The sequence below is a fragment of the Herpetosiphon sp. genome (assembly GCF_003512625.1).
Lineage (GTDB): Bacteria > Chloroflexota > Chloroflexia > Chloroflexales > Herpetosiphonaceae > Herpetosiphon > Herpetosiphon aurantiacus.
The window spans coordinates 288,661-312,112 of record NZ_DOPT01000059.1; the positions used below are offsets into that span (position 1 = coordinate 288,661).

The following is a 23,452-nucleotide window of genomic DNA, read 5'->3' on the forward strand; positions in this document are numbered from 1 at the left end:
CGGTCTAAATTCTAGCGCTTGAACCCGGTAATTGCGACAACCCCTGAGCGCGGCACTTCGTTACCACCAATTGGCCAGTGGCTGCTCAGTTCGGTCAAGCTCTTGGATTCTTCACCTGGGTGTTGAATCGCCAAGAACAGGGTTCGGCCATCAGGCGACCAGCATGGCCCAGTCATTTCGCTTTCCACTGGCCCGGAGGCAAATTGGAAGGCGATCCCAGCATCAGGGCCGCTGGTGCGGAAGAAGAAGAGACCGTTGTTGCCTTGGAATTTGTAGATCCCTTTGTTGGTGCGTGATGATGAGATGTCGGTTACCATCCACAAGTTGCCTTCGCCATCGAACACCAAATTGTCGGGCGATGAGAAGCCGCTTTGCGAGCCACCAACCGCGAAGATGCTCCATTCGAAGCTGGTTGCAGCTGGATTATTGTCGGTTTCGGCCATGCGCACGATTTGGCCGTGGAAGTTGCCGTGGCCAGTATTATTGGTCAAGGCAACATAGACACTGCCATCGAGTGGGTGAATTTCAATATCTTCTGGGCGATCAACGGGCGTGGCTTTGAGCGCCATGGCAGCGGCTTGGGTATCGGCCAAAACATCGGCTTGCGAGCTAAATAGCAAATTGCCTTTGCTATCTTTGGCACTTTGCAAGGCGCTTTGGCTATTGTAATCGAGCAAAATCCACTTGCCATTGGCAAAGTCGGCGGCATAGAGTTGGCCGCTTTCGAGAATTTGCATATTGCCTGGGCGATCTGCCAAGTTGGTCAATTTGCGGTCAGCCACAAACTTATAGACGCATGAATCGGCTTTGTCATCGCCCATATAGGCTACAACCGTGCCGTCGCTGCCAACTCGTACCGCTACATTTTCGTGGCGGAAGCGACCCATGGCGGTATGTTTGCGTGGCATGCTGTTTTTATCGAATGGATCAACTTCGACGACCCAACCGTAGTGGCGCTTGCCGTAGATTTCTGGTTCCCAGCCATAGCCAGTTGGTGCTGGATTTGGATAATCTTGGAAGTTTTCTTCGCAGCTCAGTGCTGTGCCCCAAGGTGTTACACCACCGGAACAATTGCCAAGTGAGCCAATTGCCATCGGGCCACCATCAAGTTGCGCGGCTGGGCCAGTTAAGGTGATTGGAGTAGTTGCATCGATGCGGCGGTTGTGAGCGGTATCAGTTTGGTCGAAATACCAACGGCCATCGCTATTGCGCTTAACCCGAATCACGCTCATGCCAACCATATGCTTTTCGGCGTTAATTTGATCGCCAGATTTTGCGCCTGAGCCAGTGTAGCCCGAGATAAACATAGGGTTGATATATTCGTGGTTGACCAGCAACAAACCATCAGTGCTGGATAAATCGCTGCGGGTAAAGCCAAATTGTGGGCGATTTTGGTCGAGGCCTTTTTGGAGCATATCGATTGGGAAGAACGCCAGGAAATCGGCATTTTCGCCAAACAAACTGCCATCGCCCATATCATGGCCGCGGTGGGCCAACAAATCGTAGCGGAAGCCTTCGGGCAAAATCAAATCGTCGGCGGTGCTGGGGCTGATTGGTTTGAAGGGCAATGAACCTTGAGCTTGGCGTTGAGCCAAGGCTGGGGCTGACAATGGAGCATGATAGTGCGCCGCTTCAGCAGTTTGCAGATCTAAGGGCAAGGCCGCGACCGCAGCAGCGGCAGCACCACTGGCAACAAGGGTCCGGCGATTGATCCGACGTTCTAATAAATCGTGCCAAATACTTTTGCGCTCTGCACGCTGATCGTGGCTGGTCATTGAAATCCCTCCAAAGTTGGCAACACACCATTCATTTCAACTGGACACAGCCAAAGCATACGTAAGCCATGTCAAGCCCAACTCATCAGTATGTAAAGATCAGATTAAGAAATGAGGGTGCTATAATGAACGCTAGCAATAATCAAGGAGGTTTCCCCATGGCAGTACGTCGGGTATTGCAAATAGAAGATCCAACTGATGCAGTGGTATTACGGGCCAAGGCCAAACGCATCACCAGTTTTGATCAAAGTTTGGCTGGTTTAGTTGATGATATGATTGAAACCATGCGCGAAGCTCGGGGTGTTGGCATTGCCGCGCCGCAAGTTGGGGTTTCACGGCGCGTAGTGGTGATTGAAGAGCCAGCCCAATACGAAGAACATGAAGATGGTACGCAGACCCAAATTGCTCCCGCCGTGCTGTATGTGATGGTCAACCCAGAGATTATCAAAGCCAGCGAAGAAACCCATATGCTGCAAGAAGGCTGTTTGAGCCTGCCTGGCCGCTATACCAAAGTGCCGCGCAATAAATGGGTAACGATCAAATATTACGATTTGAAGGGTCGCGAACAGCGCTTGCGCCATATTCCTGCTGAAGATTACAAAGTTGGGCACATTGCTCAGCACGAGTTGGATCACCTTGATGGGATTATGTTTACCGACCGCATGACCGAAGAAAGCAAATTGGTCGATTATCGCAAAGAAAGTGAAAGCGCACGCCTCAAACGGCGCGGTTTGTTGGCGCGTAAAAAACGCCCCGATGCTGAACTCGAATCAGAATCGACAACCAATGAATAAATGTAATGGTTAATCGATGACAGCCCCTCACCCCCTAGCCCCCTAGCCCGCAGGCGAGGCGAGGGGGAACCGAGTTACAAGTGCTCCCCTCTCCCGCCGCAGTGGGAGAGGGGCTGGGGTGAGGGAATGAACGTCATCCATCATTACAATAAGCAGCTGCTTCGTCGAAGCAACGCTTAGCGATAATTAATTTTCAGCCAAGCAATCTGCGTTTAGAATAGGGCGACTTCTGCGCCGATATTCTGTTTGAAGGAGTTCACGATGCGCGTGTTGATCACGGGAGCAGCAGGGTTTTTAGGCTCGCACTTGTGTGAGCGGTTTCTGTCCGAAGGTCACTCGGTTGTTGGGATGGATAATTTCATCACTGGCAACCCCGAAAATATTGCCCATTTAGTTGGCCGCGAAGGCTTTCAATTCATTCGCCACGATGTGACCAACTATATTTTCTTGCCTGGCCCGCTCGATGCAGTCTTGCACTTTGCCTCGCCAGCCTCGCCAATCGATTATCTTGAACTGCCGATTCAAACGCTCAAGGTTGGGGCTTTGGGAACCCACAATGCCCTCGGTTTGGCCAAAGCCAAAGGTGCCCGCTTCTTGATCGCCTCAACCTCAGAGGTTTATGGCGATCCGCAAGTTCACCCTCAACCCGAAACCTATTGGGGCCACGTCAACCCAATCGGGCCACGCGGGGTTTACGATGAAGCCAAACGCTTTGCCGAAGCCATGACCATGGCCTACCACACCTACCACGGCGTGCAAACGCGGATTGTGCGGATTTTCAACACCTATGGTCCACGTATGCGCTTGGCTGATGGTCGGGTTGTGCCTAACTTTATTCAACAAGCGCTGCGCGGCGAGGCATTAACGCTCTACGGCGATGGCTTGCAAACCCGCTCGTTCCAATTCGTTGGCGATTTGGTCGAAGGCGTGTATCGTTTGTTGCTCTCCGATGAGGTTGAGCCGGTTAATATTGGCAATCCCCACGAGTTCACGATGCGTGAGTTTGCCGAAATCGTCAATGCCATGACTGGCAATCCCGCTGGTACGGTGATTAAGCCCGAACTACGCATCAAAGACGACCCCCAAAATCGCCAGCCTGATATTAGCAAAGCCAAACGGGTATTGAATTGGGAGCCACAAGTCACTTTGCAAGCAGGCTTGGAACAAACGATTCCATGGTTTGCTGAGCAATTGCGCCAACGTGGCGAAATTAAATAAGTCCAACGTAGGCTATTCCAAGCTCCTGAGCATCGGCGTGGATGGCTCGGGCTTTTGGTATGCGATCGATTTGCCGCATTTGCAACGAAGAAGCCGAGGAAGGTCATGCAGCGTCACGCATTAACTTGGCGCTCCGTGCAGCCATTGGATTGGTTGCTAGCTAGCTTGGGGCTGGCAGGAGTGGCAATTATTACTCTGCTGCCCTTCACGCAGGCAGCAACCTTGATTATTTGTGGCATGCTGCTAGTTTGCATGCTGATTCAGCCTGCCGTAGGTTTGAGCCTGACGGTTGCCACGGTCATGCTTCAAGAGTTATTGAGCTTTCCGCTGGGCCTGACCGCCACCCATGTGATTGGGATTATGGCGCTGGGGGCGTGGTTGCTGTATGGCATGGCGCAGCGCAAAATCATCATCGACACAACTTTGCTGGTGCCATGGAGCCTGTTTTTGATGGCCTTGCTGCTCTCGGCGGGACTGACCGAATATAACGCGGTTGATGCCTTGAAGCAGGTGGTGCGTTGGTTTATGGCCTTGCTGGCCTTTGTGGTGACGGTTGCCACAATTACCACGCCCAAACGCGCGATTGGCCTGATTGCGGTGATGTTCACGGTTGGGGTCATCGAGGCACTGATCGGTATTCAGCAATATCGCGTGGGTGCTGGGCCATTTGCCATTGGCGAAACTGTGCGGGCTTATGGCACAATCGGTAAGCCCAACACCTTTGCCGGCTTTTTGGAGTTGATGTGGCCCATGACTTTGAGTGTAGCCTTGGGCTTGCTCTGGTTTTGGTGGCAGCAGCGCCAACGCTGGCACTATTTAATTGGCTCGGCCTTGAGTGCTGGCGCAAGCCTGATCATTTTGGCGGCAGTTGGGGTTAGTTTTTCGCGCGGCGCTTGGATTGGCATTATGGGTGCGGTGGTGGTGATGCTGCTGGCGGTTGATCGGCGGCGAGCCTTGCCATTAATCGCGCTTGGTGGAATCTTGCTGTTGGCGATTATCAGCCAACCTGAGCTTTTCCCCCCAGTGATTACCGAGCGAATTAGCAGTCTAACCAACAATTTACGGATTTTTGATGCTGGGCGGGTGACGGTTACCGATGAAAATTTTGCGGTTGTCGAACGCATGGCCCATTGGCAAGCGGGGGCAAATATGTTTTTGGCTCATCCGCTGCTCGGAGTTGGCCCCGACAACTTCAATCGAGCCTATCCCGAATTTTTTGTCGGGCGCTGGTCGGAATCGCAAGGCCACTCGCACAACTACTACATTCATATTGCGGCAGAAGCTGGCATTTTAGGCTTTGTTGCTTATCTCGTGCTGATTGCAGCGGTCTATCGTCAAGCCTATTTGGCAATTCAGGCGACGCGCGGCACGGTTTGGCAGATGGTAGCAATTGGCTGCTGTGGTATCATAACCGCCATTCAATTGCATAATGTTTTCGATAATCTCCATGTGTTGAATTTTGGAATTCATTTGAGCGCAGTGTGGGCCTTATGTGTGGTTCTGACACAGCGCCAAGGGTGGCGTGCATGACATATTTAGTAACGGGTGGTGCGGGTTTTATTGGCTCGCATTTGTGCGAAACACTGTTGCAGCGTGGCGAACGTGTCATTGCATTCGATAATTTCAACGATTATTACAGCCCTGAACGCAAACGCCGTAACGTAGCAGGTTTGCTTGATCATCTCAATTTTGTGCTGTGGGAAGGCGATTTGCGCGATCCGGCCAGTTTATTGGCCTTGTTTGAGCAACATCGGCCAAGCCATGTAGCGCATTTGGCAGGCATGGCCAACCCGCGCTATTCGTTGCAATACCCCGCTTTGTATAGCGCCGTCAATGTTGAAGGCTCGGTCAATGTCTGGCAAGCGGCGATTCAATATGGCATTCAGGCCTTTGTTCAAGCCTCAACATCGTCGGTGTATGGGCTTGCACCAACCCCATGGCACGAAGAATTAGCCACCGATCGACCATTATCGCCCTATGCTGCTACCAAAAAAGCCTCAGAACTGCTGGCCTATACCTTCCACTACCAAACCCAAATTCCGACCCGCGTGGTGCGCTTTTTCACGGTCTATGGCCCCAAAGGCCGCCCCGATATGACCCCAACAATTTTTGTTGAGGCCATGCGCAAGCAAGAGCCAATTGTGCTTTACAATGGCGGGGTTGATGTTTACCGCGATTGGACCTACGTTGATGATATTGTTTCAGGGGTGATTGCGGTCCTCGATAGCGATCGCGCCTTTGATATTTTCAATTTAGGCAACTCAACTCCGGTGATGCTACGCAGTTTTATTGATACGCTGCAAGCAATTACTGGCTTGAATGCAATTATTGAAGCCAAGCCTTTATCATCTGCCGACCCGCCAATTACCTTTGCCGACACCTCCAAGGCGCAACAATTGCTGGGTTGGAAGCCAACCATCGATATCGAGGATGGCCTAGAGCGCTATTGGCATTGGTATAAAACCGAGTACGATTGCTAGATCGGCATCGTGTTAGAAACAAACTGGATCATTATGAAATCGCAAACGCAAGCAAATCCTGCTAGTTTACGCCCTGAGCAAACCAACCAAGGCTTGCCGCGTCCGGCTGAAACCGAATCGCTCGAACAATTGGTTGAACAGGCCGCCGAAGCTGCACCGTTACCTGCCGATGCACTGCCCGACGATTTAGCCGAGGTGCGTTCGAGCGGCTTTTCGCTACGTGATAAATTTCTGAATGTTAAATCCTTGGCATCGTTTGGCATTGCTTTTGCGATTCTGGGCTTAGCATTTTGGCGAGCCGATATTAACCTCGCTGAGATGTGGCAGCAGATTCTTCAGACCAATCTTTGGCTGTATAGCGCTGGTTTTATTGTTTTCTATGGTCTTTTTCCAATTCGCGCCTGGCGCTGGCGGATTATCTTGCGTAGCGCTGGCTTTGAGGTTGATAGCCCGCAATCACGTAAAAATTGGTCGGGGATTGCGGCATTAAGCGAGTTTATTGGGCTTTCGTGGTTTGCCAACTGCGTCGTGCCTGCCAAACTGGGCGATGCCTATCGGGGTTATTTGGTTAAGAAAAACGGCAACGCCTCATTCTCGCGCACCTTGGGTACAATTTTCGCCGAACGCATTGTCGATATGATTGTGCTGTTTGGCATGTTGGTAGTTTCGGGCTTATTGGTCTTTCAAGGCCATCTCAATAGCTGGACCGAAAAATTATTTATCATCGGGATTGTCTTTACAATTTTGCTGGTGATTGGTTTGATGTCGATGCGCTATCTGAGTCCGTTGATTCGCCGCGCCTTGCCCCAACGTTTCCACGATTTTTATGCTCGCTTCGAGGAAGGCACGCTTTCATCATTTCGACCTTCACGCCTGCCAATTTTGCTGATTTTGACAATCATTGTTTGGCTGGGCGAGTCGATGCGCTTGTTTTTCGTAATTGAGGCCATGGGTGGTTTAGGCTTATCGTTATCAGCGATTATTTTTGTGGCCTTAGCTAGCTCATTGTTGACCGCCGTGCCAGCCTTGCCTGGTGGCTTGGGCTTGGTCGAGGTCGGGATTGCTGGTGTGATGATGTTGTTTAGTGTCGGCCAAACCACTAGCACTGCCGTGGCGTTTCTTGATCGGATCATCAATTATTGGAGCATCGTGATTTTGGGGTTGGTTTTGTATCTGTTTAGCAAACGAAAGTGAGCCAGCCATGTTAACTGCTAGCGAACGCGATGCACTTGTAGCGACCATTTTACACTTGCCTGCTCAACTACATGCCTTGGTTGATCGTTTGGATCTTGAGCAATTGAACACGGCCTATATATCGAATGAATGGACAATCGCCCAAAATATCCATCATCTTGCTGATACACAGATGACTCTGTTTATTCGCATAAAACTCTTGTTGTTGGAAGATTACCCAACGCTCAAGCCGTTTGATCAGGATACATGGGTCACAACTGTTGATAGCGTTGGCCCAATCGAAACCTCCTTGACGATTTTACAAGGCTTGCAAGAACGGGCAGCAACCTTGGTAAATTCACTTGATTTGGCCAGTTTTGAACGGACTGGTTGGCATCCCGAAAATGGCGAAACGACGCTTGAGCAAGTGGTGCGGTACTATGCCCGTCACGGCGAGCTGCATCTTGAGCAAATTGGTCAGGTGCTAGCAGCAGCCAAATGATCCACGAAGAACACGAAGGGCACGCAGAATCGAAACCGCGAAGAACGCGAAGGAGTGGGGGGATGCGACTTACAAGGGTAGGTTTTTAACAATGCTTGGGTGGGATGGACTGTCGATTGGCATGCCCTAGCCCCCTCCCCCGCAGGCGAGGCGAGGGGGAATCATCACACCAGGATTATTCGATCGCCCCTCGCCCGCCGCAGTGGGCGAGGGGTTGGGGGTGAGGGGACGCAATATGTTCTATGCTCTTAACTTATGCACATAGCAATTGATTACAATGCAGCGGTACGTCAGGGCGGCGGAATTGGCCGCTTTGTTCGCGAAATAACTCAGGTCGCCGCGCAGGCAGCGCCTCAGCATCGCTTCTCGCTGTGGTATGCTGCGCGTGGGCTTGACCCAAAAAGTGCTCAGATGCAGGCCTTGCATGAGCTTCAACGGCGTTTGCCCAATATCAAGCCGCGCCCAATTCCAATTAATGAGCGCTTGTTGACGATTCTTTGGCAACGCTTGCGCATGCCCTTGCCTGTCGAGACGATTGTTGGGGCGGTTGATGTGGTGCATGGCACTGATTTTGTGTTGCCGCCGACCAAGGCTAAAACGCTGCTCTCGATTCACGATTTTGCCTATATTATTCACCCTGAAACTGCGCCACCCGAGTTGCGGCGTTATTTGGGTGGGGTTGTACCGCGCAATGTGCGCCGCGCCGACCATATTCACGTTAATTCGCGGGCAACCAAAGCCGATATGGAGCGCTTGCTGGGCACAGCACCCTCTAAATCGACAATCGTTTATTCGGGTAGTGGCAGCGATTTTTATCCTCGGCCTGCGGCGGAAATTGCCGAAATGCGCCAACGCTTGGGCTTGCCCGAACGCTACCTTTTAAATGTAGGCACGGTGCAGCCGCGCAAAAATGTTGAGCGTTTGATCGAAGCCTTTGGTCAATTGCCCGCTGAGTTGCGCAGCCAGCCCTTGGTGATCGGCGGCAAACGGGGTTGGTTGGCCGAGCCAATTTATGCAGCGGTACAACGCCATGGCCTTGAGCAAGCAGTCATCTTCTTGGATTTTGTCAGCGACAGCGATTTGCCCAAGCTCTATAGCGGCGCGACCGCCATGGTTTATCCCTCGTTGTATGAAGGATTTGGCGTGCCGATTGTTGAAGCTCAAGCATGTGGCACACCCGTGATTACCTCAACCATCTCCAGTTTGCCCGAAATTGCTGGCAACGCGGCCTTGCTGGTCGATCCACATGATACAGCGGCACTAACAGCGGCTTTACAAAAAATTTTAACTGAGCCTGATGTTTGCCAAAGCTTGGCTGAAGCAGGCCCACGCCAAGCCGCTAAATTTACGTGGGAAGGCACTGGTTTGGGCGTTTTGGGGTTATACGAATTGCTGGGGTAACAAGCCTAAAATGCCAACGCCCCTAGCTCGCCATTGAACCAGGGGCGTAATTGATGCTTAGCCCAAACGTTCCAACACCGCTGCCCCAACTTCTTTGGTTGAGCGGCCTTGGCCTGCAGGCGCTAAATCGCCAGTTAAAATGCCTGCATCGATCGTTGCATATACGGCTTTTTCGACTGCCTCAGCCTCGGTATCTAAGCCCAAGGAATAGCGCAACAGCAAGGCTACGCTCAAAATTGTCGCCAGTGGATTGGCCACGCCTTTGCCAGCAATATCGGGAGCGCTGCCGTGAATTGGCTCGTACAAACCAGCTTTGCCCGCACCAAGCGAGGCCGATGGCAACAAGCCCAACGAGCCAGCCAACATCGACGCTTCGTCGGTCAGAATATCGCCAAACATATTTTCAGTCACAATCACATCGAAGTCGGCAGGGCGGCGCAACAAGTGCATCGCACAGGCATCGACCAAAATATGCTCAAGCTGAATATCAGGGAATTCTTCGGCAACCACTCGGCTGGCGACGCGCCGCCATAAGCGTGAGGTTTCCAAGACATTGGCTTTATCGACCGAGGTAACTTTGCCACGGCGAGTCCGTGCCAATTCACAAGCCCGCCGCACCACGCGCTCGATTTCGCTGGTGGTATAGACACAGGTATCGACAGCTTGTTCTTCGTCGGGGCGAATGTAGACACAGGTTTTATCGCCGAAGTAAATCCCGCCAGTTAATTCGCGCACTACCAACAAATCGACCCCTTCGACCAAATCGGGGCGCAATGGTGAGCGGCTAGCTAAGGCGGGCGTGACGGTCACAGGCCGCAAATTGGCATACAAGCCCAAGGTTTTGCGAATGCCCAACAAGCCTTGTTCTGGTCGAACTTTGGCCTTGGGATCATCCCACTTGGGGCCGCCAACCGCGCCCAGCAGCACGGCATCGGCGGCTCGGCAGATTTCGATTGTGGCTTCGGGCAACGCTGTGCCGTGGGCATCGATTGCACAACCACCGATTAAGCCTTCGCTGAAACTAAAACTATGGCCGTAGCGTTCACCGACGGCCTTGAGCACCTCAACCCCCTCAGCGACAACTTCGGGGCCGATGCCATCGCCTGGTAATAAAGCAATTGTTGCCTGCATCAAAACACTCCTTGCTAATTTAACCAACAAGCGGTGGCGTTCCCTCACCCCCTAGCCCCCTCTCCCGCCTGCGAGCGAGGGGGGAACCACAAAGCCAAAGCTCCCTTCTCTCACGCATGGGAGAAGGGTTGGGGATGAGGGAACGTCACTCTACCAAGCCTTATTATGCTCCAACCGTATTGACGCGGGCGGCATGGCTAGCTTCATAGGCTTGGATTGCAGTTTCTTGGGCTTGAATATAGCCTAATTGATCGACTCCATGCAATAAGCAATGTTTGGAGAAGGCATCAATTGGGAAGCTGATGGTTTCGCCTGCCACATGCACTTGTTGGTTTTCAAGGTCAACGCTGACATCGATGGTTTGGTTAGCTAGGCATTGCTCGGTCAAACGAGCCAAGGTTGGTGCATCGACCACGATTGGCAAAAGGCCATTTTTCAAAGCATTGCCTTTGAAAATATCAGCAAAATAGGTGCTGATCACTGCTTGGAAGCCAAAGCCTTGCAAGGCCCACGGTGCATGTTCACGCGAAGATCCACAGCCAAAGTTATGGCCTGCAATTAGCACGCCAGCGCCTTGAGCATAGGGTTGGTTCAACACAAAATCTGGCTCACCGCGCCAGTCGGTAAACAATGCTTCACCCAAGCCATTTTTATCGGTAACCTTTAAATAGCGGGCCGGAATGATCTGATCGGTGTCGATATTTTCAATTGGTAAGGCCACTGCTTTGGCCTGAAAAGTATTAATTGGTTGCATTTTTAAAAACCCCATATGTAAAGTCAAAAGTCAAAGTTCAAAAGGCAAAATAAACAGTATCAAAGGCAAAAGTCAAAACCACAGATTATTTTGATTTTTGCCTTCTGCCTTTTGACTTTACAAGATTTCGCGTACATCGACGATATGGCCGTTGATTGCGGTAGCGGCAGCGGTCAGCGGGCTGGCGAGGAAGGTGCGCCCGCCCTTGCCTTGGCGGCCTTCAAAGTTGCGGTTGCTGGTGCTAACTGCATATTGGCCTGGTTGCAGTTGATCGCCGTTCATGGCAATACACATCGAGCAGCCAGCTTCACGCCATTCAGCGCCTGCCGCGCGGAAAATTTGGTCTAAGCCTTCAGCTTCGGCTTGGCGCTTGACTTGTTGTGAGCCAGGCACGACCAACATGCGTAGGCCGTCGGCAACTTTTTTGCCTTCGATCACTTTGGCCGCCGCCCGTAAATCCGAAATCCGCGAGTTGGTGCAGGAGCCAAGGAACACTACATCGACTTTTTGGCCGATCAGCGATTGGTTTGGTTGCAAGCCCATGTAATTCAAGGCTTTATCCAAGGCCATGCGTTGGCTATCATCGGCCAAATCGCTGGGTGCTGGCACATTGCCAGTGACCGGAATGCCCATGCCGGGATTCGTGCCATAGGTGATCATCGGAGCCAATTCGTCAGCATTCAAGACAACTTGCAAATCGTAGGTTGCGCCTTCGTCGCTGGGCAACGTGCGCCAATATTCGACCGCAGCATCCCATGCTTCACCCTTGGGCGTATGTGGCCGATCTTTCAGCCAAGCAAAGGTGGTTTCATCAGGCGCGATCAAGCCAGCCCGTGCTCCACCTTCGATCGACATATTACAAATCGTCATGCGTTCTTCCATGGTCAGGGCGCGAATCGCCGAGCCAGTGTATTCAAGTACATAGCCCGTGCCGCCGCCAACCCCAATTTTGGCAATAATCGCCAAGATGATGTCTTTGGCGGTCACACCTGGACGCAGCGTGCCATCGATGCGAATTTCGGCGGTTTGAGGTTTTTGCTGCAACAAACATTGAGTTGCCAACACGTGACCAACTTCGCTGGTGCCAATGCCGAAGGCCAAGGCTCCGAATGCGCCGTGGGTGCTGGTGTGCGAATCGCCACACACAATCGTCATACCTGGTTGGGTGTAGCCTTGTTCTGGCCCGATTACGTGCACAATGCCTTGGTTTTCAGTGCCCAAGTTGTACAATGGTATGCCAAAATCGCTACAATTTTTGATCAATTGATCAAGCTGTTTGCGAGCAATTGCATCGGTCACTGGAATAATCCCATCAGCGCCGCGTGGCGTGGTTGGGGTGCTATGGTCCATGGTGGCGAGGGTTTGGGCTGGGCGACGCACGGTCAAACCACGTTCGCGCAACATCGTAAAGGCTTGCGGCGAGGTTACTTCGTGTACCAAGTGCAAATCGATATATAAAGTTGCTGGCGATTCAGCGTCAGCAGCTTGAACAACATGGGCATCCCAGATTTTCTCAAATAATGTCTTGGCCATTGGGTTCTCCAAATTTGATTGCGAGGTTATAGGCTGATGGCTATTGGCTATCGGACGGTTTGTAATGTCTGCACGGCTATAGCTATTTGGTCAACGTTCTCTCACCCCCAGCCCCTCTCCCACTGCGGCGGGCGAGGGGCGATCGATGATCATGATGGGATGATTCCCCCTCGCCTCGCGGGCGGGAGAGGGGGCTAGGGGGGTGAGGGATGATCATCAATGCTAACCCAATAAACTATTTCAAATAGACAACAGCCAATAGCCATTAATGTGTCCGTTTAATTTGCCAACCGCGTTCGATCCATTCAAAGCCGACTTTGGCGTAATAATCGGCGGCGGCGGGCGCTGCTAATAAGACTAATGAACATTGATCGCCAAGTTTTTCGCGCGTAGCCTCAATTAACTGACGACCAATGCCCTGTTTTTGATAGGTTTGGTCAACCGCCAAATCGGAAAGATAGGCGGCATAGCACCAATCGGTGATTGTGCGAGCAACCCCGACGAGCTTTTCGCCATCCCACGCTGTCACGATTAAATCGGCGTTAGCAAGCATGGTTTGTATGCGAGCCAAATCATCAACAGGGCGGCGTTCGCCAAGCGTTGAGGCATTCAGCACCGCCACGAATTGCTCGGCGCTAATCACAACGTCGGTGCTATAACGAATGCTCATCGCAGATACTCCAGCCAATTCCATTTATCTTCGGTTTTGCCGTTGAACAAGCCGAAGAAGGCTTCTTGTAGAACGGTGGTGATTGGCCCGCGCTTGCCTTCGCCAACTTGCACGCCATCGACTGAGCGAATTGGCGAAACTTCGGCGGCAGTGCCTGTGAAGAACATTTCATCAGCCAGATACAGAATTTCGCGTGGTAAGGCTTGTTCGCGCACTTCATAGCCATATTCTTTGGCCAAGGTCAGCACGCTATCACGGGTAATGCCAGGCAAAATTGCAGCGGTTACCGGCGTGGTATAAATCACGCCATCCCGAATGATGAACAGATTTTCGCCGCTGCCTTCGCTCAAAACGCCATTGACATCAAGCGCGATGCCTTCAGCATAGCCATTGAGCGTTGCTTCCATTACGATCAATTGTGATGAAAGATAGTTGCCGCCAGCTTTGGCCATGGTTGGGATGGTATTTGGCGCTGTGCGATTCCACGACGAAACGCAAACATCAACGCCCAATTCTAGGGCTTCGGGGCCAAGATAGGCTCCCCATTCCAAGGCTGCGATCATCACATCAACTGGTGCTGCGAGTGGGTTGACCCCTAGCACACCATAACCACGCCAAGCCAAAGGTCGCAGATAAGCCGAATTTAAGCCATTTTCACGAACCGCCGCATGACAGGCATCAGCCAATTGCGCTTGATCAAAAGGAATCGGCATGCGATAAATTTTGGCCGAATCGTATAAACGGCGCAGGTGGGGCTGCAAACGGAAAAAAGCTGGGCCGTTGGGCGTGTTGTAGGCGCGAATGCCTTCAAACACCGATGAACCGTAGTGCAAGGCATGGCTCATCACATGCACCGTGGCTTTCTCCCATTCCACTAATTCGCCGTTCATCCAAATAAATTTGGTCGGTTTGATTGACATGCAGTGTTCCTTTTATAGCAAGACTGAATGATGCTTGGCCTTAGGCGGCCACAGTTGCGGCGTGTTTGAGTAGCACTGGCTGGTTGCTGCGAGCACGAACCAAGGGCAATTCCAGCGAATCAACCAAGGCTTGCCAACTGGCTTCGATAATATTTTCGGAGCAGCCGACGGTTGTCCAACGTTCGTCGCCCATGGCTGCTTCAATCAACACCCGGGTGGTCGCTCCGGTCGCCGATTCTGAATCGAGAATCCGCACTTTGTAATCGACCAAATGGACTTCGGCCAATTCGGGGTAGCGTGAGAGCAAGGCTTTGCGCATGGCTTGGTCGAGTGCGTTAACTGGGCCATTGCCCGAAGCTGCTGTATGATAAATTTCCTCGCCAATTTGTAGCTTAACTGTCGCCTCGGCCTGCATCTCGACCCCCCGTCGTTGCTCAACAATCGTGACAACATCGAGCAATTTGAAGGGCGCTGCATAATCGGCAGCGGCGCGGCGCACCAAAAGTTCAAATGAACCTTCGGCAGCTTCAAACTGAAAGCCCTTGCTTTCAAGCAGTTTGACGCGTTCGAGCACGCCGCGTTCGAGACCTGTGCTTTCCACGCCCAATTCTTCGGCTCGCATTTTGATGTTACCACGGCCTGAAAGCTCGCTGATCACTACCCGTTTGCGATTGCCCACTTGAACTGGCTCGATATGTTGGTATGAATGCTCGACTTTTGCCACAGCTGCGACATGAATCCCGCCTTTATGGGCAAACGCGCTGTTGCCAACATAGGCGGCATGCTCGTCGGGGTTCAAATTGGCAATTTCGCTGACGGTGCGTGAAAGCTCGGTCAAACGTTGTAATTGATCAGGCAGCACACAGAACATGCCCATTTTCAGTTGCAAATTGGGAATGATCGAGATTAAGTTGGCGTTACCGCAGCGCTCGCCATAGCCGTTAATCGTGCCCTGAACTTGGCGGCAACCACCAACAATCGCGGCCAAGGAATTTGCTACCGCCAACTCGCTATCGTTGTGGGTGTGAATGCCCAATTGAGTGTTGATTTTACCCTTGACCCGCTGCACCACGGCGCTAATCCAATCGGGCAACGAGCCGCCGTTGGTATCGCATAGCACAATCCAATCTGCGCCAGCTTCGGCGGCAGCCTTGATTGTGGCTAGGGCATAGTCGTTATCAGCGCGGTAGCCATCAAAAAAGTGTTCAGCATCGTAAATCACTTCTTTGCCATGGGCTTTCATCAGCGCCACGCTATCGCGAATCATGGCCAAATTTTCTTCGAGCGTCGTTTCCAACACCTCAGTTACGTGCAATGTCCACGATTTGCCAACCAAGGTTACCACAGGTGTGTTCGCATCGAGCAAAGCCTTGAGATTGGCATCGGTTTCAGGTTTGCTGTTGGCACGGCGGGTTGAACCAAAAGCGGCAATTTTGGCGTGCTTCCATTCCATTTTGGCAGCTTCGGCGAAAAATGCTGCATCCTTGGGGTTCGAGCCAGGCCAACCGCCTTCGATATAGTGCATGCCAAAGCGATCAAGTTCGCGAGCGATTTTCAATTTATCAGCTAAAGATAACGAAAGCCCTTCGCGTTGAGTGCCGTCCCGCAGCGTTGTATCATATAAAAATATTTGCATGTCTTAATCCTCGCACGAAGTTTCGATTGATCCACGAAGGGCACAAAGAGCACGAAGGTTAGTACGTTGAAGCTTAGTGTCCTTCGTGTTCTTCGTGGATCGGCCTTCGCGTTTTTGCGGTTTATCCGCGAAACTTTGGATAGCTACCAAAAATCTTGACTGTGCCAGCGATCTGTGCCAGCTTTTGTAGGGCTTCGGCAACAACTGGTTCATGGCGATGGCCATCGATATCAACCAGAAAGACATAATCGCCAAGCTCGGCTTTGGCTGGCCGCGATTCAATTTTGCTCAAATTGATCCCAGCTTGGGCGAAAATTGCCAAGGCTTCGTATAACGCTCCTGCGCGATTAACTTTGGCAGTGAACATCAGCGAAGTCTTGTCGTCACCCGTTGGTGCGGCATCCTCAGGAGCCAACACCACAAAGCGCGTGCGATTATTGTTGTTATCCTGAACATCGTAGGCCAAGATATTGGCTTGGGCGCGTTCGGCAGCATGCAAGGTGGTCAATGCGGCGGCGCGGCGCTCATCGGCGAGCGCTTCGACCAATGCAGCAGCAGTGCTTAACGCGGCCACGGTTGGCACATTCGGCAAGCAACGTTCGATAAAACGGCGCGATTGAGCTAGCGGTTGTTGATGGGTGTAGAGCACTTCGACCGTATCGAGTTGCACATCGGGCTTGGCCACCACCATATGCCGAATCGGAATCACGATTTCGCGGCAAATCCGCAGACGCGTTTCGTGAATCAGCACATCAAGCGTAACGCTGACCGCCCCTTCGAGCGAGTTTTCAATTGGCAAAATGCCTAAATCAACCGCACGAGTTTCAACAGCCGTAATCACAGCGGGCATACTTGCCATTGGCAAATAGGTGGATTGTTGGTCGCCCGTTTCCAACGCTGCTTTTTCGCTGAATGTACCAGCCGGGCCAAGATAAGCAATTTTCATAAGTTCTTTGGGCTAGCGAGGTTGATTTGACCCAACCTCAGCAATTATTCATACCGTCCAAGGGTCGAGCCACCGAACAAATCCACGCCTGGCGCAGCGCTGGCAACTTCCATGCGGGCGGTGGTTTCTTGCTTGAGCCGTTCTTGGCGAGCTTTCAGCAATTTGTTCAAGGCGCTAACATAGGCTTCGGCAGCCGCAACGATGATATCAACATTGACTCCATTGCCGCGCCAAACTTTGGCATCTGTTGCTTTGTCGGTTAAAACTCCACGCACATGTTTATGCTTGCCTTCGACGACTTTCACGCTAACTTCGCCAACCGCATCGATACCTTCGGTGATCGCATTGACCGCAAATTCGAGCAACGTAACCGGAGTTAGCACAACTTTGTTGATCGCCGAATAGACTGCATCCACTGGGCCTGTGCCTTGGGCTGATTCGATTTTGACTTCGCCGTTGGGGCCGCGCATGCGCACGGTTGCGGTTGGGATGGCGTTCACGCCTGAGGCAAATTGCACATGCTCCAATTCATAAACTGGGCTTGGGCGGCCTGCTTCATCGCTAATCAAGGCCTCAACATCGCGATCATCAACATATTTCTTGCGATCAGCTACATCTTTGAAGCGGGCAAACAAGTGGTTGATCGTAGCTTCATCGAAGCTATAGCCCAATTCTTGCACCCGATGGCGGAAGGCATGGCGGCCTGAGTGTTTGCCCAAAACCAAGGCATTGCCATCTTGACCCACCGATTCGGCGCTCATAATTTCGTAGGTCATACGGTGTTTCAACACGCCATCTTGGTGAATGCCCGATTCGTGAGCAAAGGCATTCGCGCCAACAATTGCCTTGTTGGGTGGCACTTGGGTGTTGGTGCAGGCACTCAACAAGCGTGAGCTAGGCGTTAGTTGGGTTGTGTCGATATTGGTGCTCAGGCCGTAAAATTGCTTGCGCGTTTCCAAAGCCATCACCACTTCTTCCAACGAAGCATTGCCAGCTCGCTCGCCGATGCCATTGATTGTGCATTCAATTTGGCGTGCGCCAGCTCGAACGCCAGCCAACGAATTCGCCACCGCCAAGCCCAAATCGTCGTGGCAATGGGTTGAGATAATCACATCAGCAGCACCAGGTACGTTTTCGATAATCCCCCGAAGCAACGCTGCATATTCCTCAGGCGTGGAATAGCCCACGGTATCAGGAATATTCAAGGTTGTTGCGCCTTCTTCAATCGCTATCGCCAGCATCTGATACATAAATTCGATGTCGGAACGGGTCGCATCCATCGGCGAGAATTCAACATCGTCGCAAAGCGAGCTAGCCAAGCGCACCATCTCACGGGTTTTCGTCAGCACTTCCTCGCGGGTTGAGCGCAATTGATACTCGATATGAATATCTGAGCTTGAAAGGAAAGTGTGAATACGCTTTTTGGCGGCAGGTGCAATCGCTGTGGCACAGGCTTCGATATCGCTTTTGACTGCTCGTGCTAAGCCACAGATCACTGGACCATCGGCAGTGCCAACGCTCTTGGCAATTTGGTTAACTGCTTCCCAATCGCCAGGTGAGGCCGCCGGAAAGCCCGCTTCGATAATATCCACGCCCATTCGCGCCAATTGCTTGGCAACTTCCAATTTTTCGTGCAGATGCATGGTACAGCCTGGTGATTGCTCACCGTCGCGCAGGGTTGTATCGAAAATGCGTACATAATCGCTGGTCATAAAGTTCTCCGTAATGAGGGCTAGCTTTATTCCCTCACCCCCAGCCCCTCTCCCATTGCGTGGGAGAGGGGAGTTAGCCTAAGCAATTCCCCCTCGCCTCGCTGGGCGGGAGAGGGGGCTAGGGGGTGAGGGAACATAAGACACCAAGCCCTCGTTCCCTAATTAACTGCCTGGGTTAATTTCTTTTGGATTGACGAATGGCATCATTGAGCGCAATTCGCGGCCAACTTGCTCGATTTGGTGGCCAACATCGGTTGAGCGATACTTGTTGAAACGAGCGCGGCCAGTGTGGTTTTCTTCGATCCAATCTTCGGCGAATGCGCCATTTTGAATCTCTTCCAACAACAGTTTCATGGCAGCTTTGGTTTCGCTGGTTACGACCCGTGGCCCAGCAATATAATCGCCCCATTCAGCAGTATCACTGACCGAGTAGCGCATGTAGCTCAAGCCACCTTGATAGAACAAATCGACGATCAACTTGAGTTCGTGCATACATTCAAAGTAGGCAACTTCTGGTTGATAGCCAGCTTCGACCAAGGTTTCAAAACCTGCTTTGACCAAGGCCGAAACCCCGCCACACAAGATGGCTTGCTCGCCGAACAAGTCGGTTTCGGTTTCTTCGGCAAAGGTAGTTTCGAGCACACCAGCGCGAGCACAACCGATGCCTTTGCCATAGGCCAAGGCGTTTTGCAAGGCTTCGCCGCTGGCATCTTGATAAACTGCGACCAAACCTGGTACGCCGCCGCCATGTTCGAATACTTCACGGACGCGATGTCCAGGTGATTTTGGCGCGATCAACGAAACATCAACGCCAGCAGGTGGCACGATTTGACCATAGCGAATGTTGAAGCCGTGGGCAAACATCAAGGTTGCATTGGGCTTTAAGTTCGGGGCAATTTCATCGCTGTAGAGTTGGGCTTGGGTGGTATCTGGCACCAAGACCATGACAACATCAGCAGCCTTGGTGGCCTCGCCAACGCTCAACACTTGCAAGCCCGCAGCTTCGGCTTTGGCCTTTGATTTGCTACCTTCGTGCAAACCAACCACCACCTGCACGCCGCTATCCTTCAAGTTCAAGGCGTGGGCGTGGCCTTGTGAGCCATAACCGATGATCGCCACAGTTTTGCCAGCCAAGCGTCCAAGATCTGCATCGTTATCGTAATAAAGCTTTGCCATTGAATGAGTTCCTCAATATAACTAATGGGCTGAACGATGAACAATTGCTACCCGTGTTTATTCCATGGTCTCGCCGTAATCGCCCCACCATGTATCCCAATTGACATCTTCGTCGCTATAGTGGGCTTTATCAGCGGTCGCGGTGGTTTCTTCTTCAAACATTGGTTGCAGCATGGTCGTGATCCTTTATTAATGAAGAGGCAGTTGCCTCGTTGAATTCAATTAAGCAGCGCGAAATTCTTGGTTTTGATATGGCCCGCTGACCGTCGATGCACCACGGGTCATCGCGACACATCCGGTGCGAACCAGTTCGCGAATGCCAAACGGGCGAATCAGGTCAACAAAGCGGTCGAGTTGTTCAGGGCTGCCGCTGAGTTCGATCATCATGGCATCGGGCACAACATCGACAATTTTGGCTCCGAAAATATCGGCCAATTGCATCAATTCGCTGCGTTTGGCTGGTGGTGCATACACCTTGACCAACAGCAAATCGCGGGTGACATTCGGGTCTTGGCTAACATCACTGACCTTCAGCACATCAATCAATTTATACAGTTGTTTGATTACTTGTTCGACGCTGGTGGTATCGCCATCGACCACCAAGGTCATGCGTGAGATACCAGGCGTTTCGGTATGGCCAACGGTCAAGCTTTCGATATTGAAACCACGGCGGCGAAACAGGCTCACTGAGCGGTTCAGCACCCCAGGTTGGTCACGTAATAAAGCAACTAAGGTATGTTTCATTGCAAAAATCTCCTGTGAGCCTATTTCACTGCCACAACGTCTTCGATTTCGACTTCGTTGGGATCTTCGAACATATCGCTGATGCTCGCGCCTGGAGCCACCATCGGATAGACGTTGACTTCGCGTTCAACCACAAATTCAATCAGGAATGGGCCATTGGTTGAGCGGGCTTGCTGAATTGCCTCGGCCACATCTTCGGCGCGTTCGACCCGCACCCCAGGAATGCCATAAGCATCAGCCAACTTGATAAAATCGGGACTCCACATTGGCGTTGCCGAATAGCGGCGTTCGTGGAAAAGCTCTTGCCATTGGCGCACCATGCCCAAGTAGCCGTTGTTGATGATACAAATCTTCAAGGGCAGGCTTTCTTGCACCACCGTGGCTAGCTCTTGCAAATTCATCTGGAAGCCGCCGTCGCCAGCAATTGCCCAAACTTCTTCGTTGGGGCAAGCGACTTGTACGCCCATCGCCGCTGGCAAGGCAAAACCCATGGTTCCCAAACCGCCAGAGGTGATGTGGGTATGGGGCTTCATATATTCGATCAACTGAGCCGCCCACATTTGGTGCTGGCCCACGTCAGTGCAAACCCGAAACTCGCCTTGCATAATGCGGGTGAATTCGGCATAAACATGGTGTGGCGTGAACATGCCACTTTCTGGGTCGCGTTGGCGCTTGGAGCGCGTGGCCTGAATATCACGAATATGGTTGAGCCATTCGCTATGCTCGTTGGCGTTGACAATTTCGGTCAAGTTTTCTAGCACACGCTTGGCATCGCCGACAATTGGCACAGCAGTAATCACATTTTTGCCAACTTCAGCCGGATCAATATCAACATGAATGATTTTGGCGTTGCGGGCAAAGGTATCTAATTTGCCAGTTACACGGTCGTCGAAGCGTGCGCCGATGGTAAATAACACATCGCATTCTTGGATGGCGCGATTGACATGAACCCAACCGTGCATGCCAGGCATGCCCAACGATAACGGATGATCTTCGGGAATACAGCTAATGCCCAACAATGTGGTGATCACCGGAATACCAGTTTTTTCGGCAAATTCGCGTAATTCGACGCTCGCGTGACCCAGCAAAATGCCATGGCCTGCCATAATCAAGGGCTTTTTGGCTTGATTCAGCAAATTGGCAGCTTCTTTGATTTGGCGGCGATTGCCATCGTAGTTGGGCTTGTAGCCTGGTAAATCGACCGATTCTGGATATTCGAATACGCCCCGAGCGTTTTGGGTATCTTTGGCAACGTCGATCAAGACTGGGCCGGGGCGGCCAGTTCGGGCAATATGAAACGCTTCTTTGAACACACGGGGCAAATCGCGCACATCGGTCACCAAATAATTGTGCTTGGTGATAGGCTGGGTGATGCCCGTCACATCGGTTTCTTGAAAGCCATCTTTGCCGATTAACGAGGTGACAACTTGCCCAGTGATCGCTACGATCGGGATTGAATCCATCATGGCATCGGCAATTGCCGTGACCAAGTTGGTTGCGCCCGGGCCGCTGGTGGCGACACAAACCCCAACTTTGCCGCTGGTACGGGCGTAGCCTTCGGCGGCATGGCCAGCCGCTTGTTCGTGGCGCACCAAAATATGGCGCAATTGGGGATATTCGGGCAGCGCATGGTAGAACGGCATAATCGCCCCACCTGGATAGCCAAACATCACATCAACGCCTTCGGCTATCAACGCTTCACACATCATTTGAGCACCAGTTAGCGTTTTCATCGGTATACCTCGCCTTGCGTAAGGTTTAATGTCAATAAGTTGCAGATCTATGCTTCCAACACCGCGCCATTGCTGGCGTTCGTCACCAAACGGGTGTAGCGTGCCAACCAGCCGCGTTGATGTTTGCGTTCTGGGGCTTGCCACGCAGCGCGGCGTTCGGCAAATTGCGTTTCGCTGAGGTCAACTGCCAACAGGCGATTTGCTAAATCGATGTGAATGATGTCGCCATTTTCGATCAGGCCAATTGGGCCACCCTCGGCGGCTTCGGGGGAGATATGGCCAATACACAGGCCGCGTGTGCCGCCGCTGAAGCGACCATCGGTCAATAAGGCCACTTGCTCGCCCAAGGGCATGCCTTTGAGCAACGAGGTTAAGGCCAGCATTTCGCGCATACCTGGGCCACCGCGTGGGCCTTCGTAGCGCACTACCACCACATCGCCAGCTTGAATTTCGCCAGCGCGGGCGGCGTAGGTGGCGGCTTCTTCGCTGGGGAAACAACGGGCCGGGCCGCTAAATGTCATTTGATGTTGATCAACTGCACCAATTTTGATCACCGAGCCTTCAGGAGCCAAGTTGCCAAACAAAATACACAAACCGCCTTGGGCTGAATGGGGATGTTCGATTGGGCGGATGCATTCAGGGTTTTCGTTGGCGATGCCTTGCAATTGTTCACCCAAGGTTTGGCCTGTCACGGTTGGCACATTCAAGTGTAGGGCATCGGGCTTTTTGGCCAATTCGGCCATAATTGCTGGTACGCCACCAGCGCGATGCACATCTTCCATATGCCATTGGCGAGTGCCATCCCAGGCTGGGCTAACTTTGGCCAAGTGTGGTACGCGAGCTGCAACCTCGTTAAAGCGGCTGATTGGGTAATCCAAGCCTGCTTCACGCGCCAAGGCCAAAACGTGCAAGATGGTGTTGGTCGAGCCGCCCATGGCTACGTCGAGCGCCATCGCGTTATCAATTGATTCGGGAGTGACAATATCGCTGAAGGAAATATTCTGGCGGAGCAATTCGAGGACTTTGGTGGCGGCGGTGCGGGCTAGCTCGTGGCGGGCAGGGTCGGTGGCCAGTAATGAACCGTTGTATGGCAGGGCGATTCCCAGTGCTTCACACAGACAATTCATCGAATTGGCGGTGAACATGCCGGAGCA

At 52.2% G+C, this 23,452-nt stretch carries 20 protein-coding genes; 7 read left to right on the forward strand and 13 right to left on the reverse strand.

The window, feature by feature from the left end:
• Window positions 1-11: 11 nt before the first annotated feature.
• Entirely contained in the window at window positions 12-1,775 is a 1,764-nt protein-coding gene (locus DEF47_RS13795) for a PhoX family protein (protein ID WP_012191955.1), read from the reverse strand.
• A gap of 158 nt (window positions 1,776-1,933) precedes the next feature.
• Here DEF47_RS13795 and def point away from each other — a divergent pair, with 158 nt between their 5' ends.
• The 7 genes from def (at window position 1,934) to DEF47_RS13830 (ending at window position 9,343) form a co-directional block, all read left to right on the forward strand.
• Window positions 1,934-2,569: a peptide deformylase gene (gene def, locus DEF47_RS13800; RefSeq protein WP_012191956.1), complete on the forward strand. Its 636-nt coding sequence runs from the start codon at window positions 1,934-1,936 to the stop codon at window positions 2,567-2,569.
• 261 nt (window positions 2,570-2,830) lie between these two features.
• Window positions 2,831-3,787: a UDP-glucuronic acid decarboxylase family protein gene (locus tag DEF47_RS13805; RefSeq protein WP_012191957.1), complete on the forward strand. Its 957-nt coding sequence runs from the start codon at window positions 2,831-2,833 to the stop codon at window positions 3,785-3,787.
• Between the two features lie 105 nt (window positions 3,788-3,892).
• On the forward strand, window positions 3,893-5,317 hold the full coding sequence (locus tag DEF47_RS13810; protein ID WP_012191958.1) for an O-antigen ligase family protein: 1,425 nt from the start codon (window positions 3,893-3,895) through the stop codon (window positions 5,315-5,317).
• On the forward strand, window positions 5,314-6,267 hold the full coding sequence (locus tag DEF47_RS13815) for a GDP-mannose 4,6-dehydratase (RefSeq protein WP_012191959.1): 954 nt from the start codon (window positions 5,314-5,316) through the stop codon (window positions 6,265-6,267). Before DEF47_RS13810 ends, DEF47_RS13815 begins: the two co-directional genes overlap by 4 nt.
• 33 nt (window positions 6,268-6,300) lie before the next feature.
• A complete protein-coding gene (locus DEF47_RS13820) occupies window positions 6,301-7,461 on the forward strand; it encodes a lysylphosphatidylglycerol synthase transmembrane domain-containing protein (protein ID WP_012191960.1) in 1,161 nt (386 codons plus the stop codon).
• Between the two features lie 7 nt (window positions 7,462-7,468).
• The gene (locus DEF47_RS13825) at window positions 7,469-7,942 is read left to right on the forward strand and encodes a DinB family protein (RefSeq protein ID WP_012191961.1); all 474 of its coding nucleotides are present in this window, start codon (window positions 7,469-7,471) and stop codon (window positions 7,940-7,942) included.
• Window positions 7,943-8,197: 255 nt separating this feature from the next.
• Window positions 8,198-9,343 carry a glycosyltransferase family 4 protein gene (locus DEF47_RS13830; RefSeq protein WP_012191962.1) on the forward strand — a complete coding sequence of 382 codons (1,146 nt, stop codon included), beginning with the start codon at window positions 8,198-8,200 and terminating at the stop codon, window positions 9,341-9,343.
• Between the two features lie 57 nt (window positions 9,344-9,400).
• On the opposite strand, the gene leuB is transcribed toward DEF47_RS13830, so the two are convergent.
• The 12 genes from leuB to ilvD form a co-directional block, all read right to left on the reverse strand.
• Window positions 9,401-10,474, reverse strand: a complete 1,074-nt coding sequence (gene leuB, locus DEF47_RS13835; RefSeq protein WP_012191963.1) for a 3-isopropylmalate dehydrogenase — start codon at window positions 10,472-10,474, stop codon at window positions 9,401-9,403.
• A gap of 163 nt (window positions 10,475-10,637) precedes the next feature.
• Complete coding sequence (gene leuD, locus DEF47_RS13840; RefSeq protein ID WP_012191964.1) at window positions 10,638-11,228, reverse strand: 3-isopropylmalate dehydratase small subunit; 591 nt, start codon at window positions 11,226-11,228, stop codon at window positions 10,638-10,640.
• Window positions 11,229-11,345: 117 nt separating this feature from the next.
• Window positions 11,346-12,761, reverse strand: coding sequence for a 3-isopropylmalate dehydratase large subunit (gene leuC, locus DEF47_RS13845; RefSeq protein ID WP_012191965.1), 1,416 nt, complete (start codon window positions 12,759-12,761; stop codon window positions 11,346-11,348).
• A 265-nt stretch (window positions 12,762-13,026) separates the two neighbouring features.
• On the reverse strand, window positions 13,027-13,431 hold the full coding sequence (locus tag DEF47_RS13850; protein ID WP_012191966.1) for a GNAT family N-acetyltransferase: 405 nt from the start codon (window positions 13,429-13,431) through the stop codon (window positions 13,027-13,029).
• Window positions 13,428-14,351, reverse strand: a complete 924-nt coding sequence (locus DEF47_RS13855; protein WP_012191967.1) for a branched-chain amino acid transaminase — start codon at window positions 14,349-14,351, stop codon at window positions 13,428-13,430. The genes DEF47_RS13850 and DEF47_RS13855 overlap by 4 nt, the downstream gene beginning before the upstream one ends.
• A gap of 40 nt (window positions 14,352-14,391) precedes the next feature.
• On the reverse strand, window positions 14,392-15,987 hold the full coding sequence (cimA, locus tag DEF47_RS13860; protein ID WP_012191968.1) for a citramalate synthase: 1,596 nt from the start codon (window positions 15,985-15,987) through the stop codon (window positions 14,392-14,394).
• Between the two features lie 121 nt (window positions 15,988-16,108).
• A complete protein-coding gene (pheA, locus tag DEF47_RS13865) occupies window positions 16,109-16,933 on the reverse strand; it encodes a prephenate dehydratase (RefSeq protein ID WP_012191969.1) in 825 nt (274 codons plus the stop codon).
• Window positions 16,934-16,977: 44 nt separating this feature from the next.
• A complete protein-coding gene (locus DEF47_RS13870; protein WP_012191970.1) occupies window positions 16,978-18,645 on the reverse strand; it encodes a 2-isopropylmalate synthase in 1,668 nt (555 codons plus the stop codon).
• Window positions 18,646-18,807: 162 nt separating this feature from the next.
• Window positions 18,808-19,821 carry a ketol-acid reductoisomerase gene (gene ilvC, locus DEF47_RS13875; RefSeq protein WP_012191971.1) on the reverse strand — a complete coding sequence of 338 codons (1,014 nt, stop codon included), beginning with the start codon at window positions 19,819-19,821 and terminating at the stop codon, window positions 18,808-18,810.
• A gap of 222 nt (window positions 19,822-20,043) precedes the next feature.
• On the reverse strand, window positions 20,044-20,565 hold the full coding sequence (ilvN, locus tag DEF47_RS13880) for an acetolactate synthase small subunit (protein WP_012191972.1): 522 nt from the start codon (window positions 20,563-20,565) through the stop codon (window positions 20,044-20,046).
• Between the two features lie 20 nt (window positions 20,566-20,585).
• Window positions 20,586-22,298, reverse strand: coding sequence for a biosynthetic-type acetolactate synthase large subunit (gene ilvB, locus DEF47_RS13885; protein ID WP_012191973.1), 1,713 nt, complete (start codon window positions 22,296-22,298; stop codon window positions 20,586-20,588).
• A 47-nt stretch (window positions 22,299-22,345) separates the two neighbouring features.
• Window positions 22,346-23,452: dihydroxy-acid dehydratase (ilvD, locus tag DEF47_RS13890; protein ID WP_287045183.1), on the reverse strand; the 1,107-nt coding region annotated here is incomplete at its 5' end.